This is a genomic window from Frankia sp. CoBUL1, assembly GCF_978021245.1.
This window is the reverse complement of record NZ_CDXDOS010000239.1, coordinates 3,367-5,264: the sequence shown is the minus strand read 5'-3', so window position 1 is coordinate 5,264 and position 1,898 is coordinate 3,367. Positions and strand designations below refer to the sequence as shown.

General features: G+C 67.2%; 2 protein-coding genes. One reads left to right on the top strand and one right to left on the bottom strand.

Going from position 1 to position 1,898, the window contains the following annotated elements; translation table 11 throughout:
• Positions 1–24: 24 nt before the first annotated feature.
• Positions 25–147 (bottom strand): hypothetical protein, encoded by a 123-nt coding sequence (locus AC08OX_RS14665; RefSeq protein WP_476608334.1) that lies wholly within the window; start codon positions 145–147, stop codon positions 25–27.
• Between the two features lie 703 nt (positions 148–850).
• On the opposite strand from AC08OX_RS14665, the gene AC08OX_RS14660 reads away from it, so the two are divergent.
• Positions 851–1,894: a LacI family DNA-binding transcriptional regulator gene (locus AC08OX_RS14660; protein WP_476608333.1), complete on the top strand. Its 1,044-nt coding sequence runs from the start codon at positions 851–853 to the stop codon at positions 1,892–1,894.
• The last annotated feature ends 4 nt before the right edge of the window (positions 1,895–1,898 follow it).

Genomic DNA, 1,898 nt, shown 5'->3' with positions numbered 1-1,898 from the left:
GGACCGACAGGTTAAACGACAAGCTCAGGCGTCCAGGCCCGCCGCCTGCGCACGGGCGGTCTCACCCAGGCGGGCGTAGGTCAGGTCCGGCCACGGCTGGGCGGGCTGGTCCGGTTCGTCCACGACACCGACACGTCTGCCATACACCGTGACCGCTCGATCAAGGAAATCACATGCACCGAAAGGCACCAACATCGCTGGCCTCCAGGGGTCTGTGGGGGGTGCTGTCGAACCTCACCTGTCGAGATCGAGTGTGATCCAAAGTGTAGGCACGGTAAACGGCGAGGGCCTGTACGCCGGTGACAGGCGCTTGCACCCACACGCCACACGACGTCGACGCGGGCCTGGTCAGGCCGCCGCCGTTGCTGTCGAACCGCTCGCGGTGTGGCTACGCCGGGTGGTTCGTGAGAAACAGGTTCGTTGGGAACAACTGTTTGCCATGTTCACCTAGGCAGCCTTGCGCGTTTCAGGCGGCGCAGTTGTCCGGACAAGCCGCGCGAGCATTGTGCTGGACAGGCCGGGTGCGCCCGCGCACCGGGCCGTCCGCGAGCACTACATCGACAACCTGCTACGGCCGAGAGCTGTCCCCGACCGGTAGCCAACCGCACCCGTGTGAGTGTCTCACCCGAACCTTGGCAGGCATGGCGAGCTGACCCCCCATGTACGGACCCGGAAGAAGGCCCCGAAGATCAACGGATCCGTGAACGCTTGCGCACGTTGAGGTAGGATCGCTTGCAAACGCTGTAGGGTCGGGCGCTTGGTGGATTGGCCGCTTGGTGGATTGGCCGCCTGGTGGATTGGCCGCCTGGTGGGTTCCGGCGGGAGGTCGGGCGCTGAGGAGGAATCCGGGATGGGCGGCAGCATCGAGGAGGTGGCCGCGTTGGCGGGCGTCTCCACGGCGACGGTGTCGCGGGCGTTGCGTGGACTACCCTACGTCGCCGAAAGCACCCGACGACGGGTGCAGGAGGCTGCCGCGCAGCTGGAGTATGTGGCGTCGCCGCAAGCGTCCCGGCTGGCCAGCGGGCACACGCGCACGATCGGGGTGATCGCGGATCTGACCAGCTGGGTTTTCCTCCAGGTCCTCAGGGGGGCCGAGGCGGTGCTGCGGGGGGCCGGGCGGGACCTGTTGCTGTACAACCTCGGGGACGGCTCGGGCCCCTTCGATGCGCTGCCGCTGCGTAAGCGGGTCGATGCGGTACTCGTCCTGTGTCCACCTCTCACGCTGATGGAGATGCACTCCCTGCAAGCGCTTAACATACCAGGTGTTCTGGTCGGCGCGAGCGTGCCCGGTTTCCCCAGCGTGCGGGTCGATGACGTCGGCGGTGCCCGTACAGCGGTACAGCACCTGATCAATCTGGGCCATCGGCGGATCGGGCTGATCTCGGGTGAGGCGGCCGGGGACGGATCAGATGATCGCGAGACGGCGCTTTCCACCGCTTCCGCGGATCGGCGGCGCGGGTACCGCGAGGCTCTCGCGGCTGCCGGTATCGAATGTGACCCGGGGTTGGAGGCGGTCGGGGATTTTACCTGGCGGGGAGGTGAGCGGGCCATGGCTGAGCTGCTCGCGGTCGAGTCGCTGCCCACCGCGGTGTTCGCCGCGGACGACGAGATGGCGATGGGTGCGCTGCGGGCGTTGCGCCGTGCCAGGCTCCGCGTGCCGGAGGACATGTCTGTTATCGGCTTCGGCGGGCACGACAAGGCAGAGGTGTTCGAGCTGACGACGGTCGTCCAGCCGCTGGCCCGTCAGGGGAAGATCGCCGCCGAGTTGCTGCTCAGTCTCCTCGACGCTGTTCCGGATGCTCCCCAGAACCTGGACGCCTCGGAAGTGGTCGTGCTGCCCGTGAGCATCGAGATCCGTGACACGACGTGCCGCCCCGCGAGCGGAACAACATAACTCC

Bases quoted from the DNA above. Each gene is read 5' to 3' on its own strand.
- AC08OX_RS14660 (WP_476608333.1), top strand. From the start codon at position 851: ATGGGCGGCAGCATCGAGGAGGTGGCCGCGTTGGCGGGCGTCTCCACG.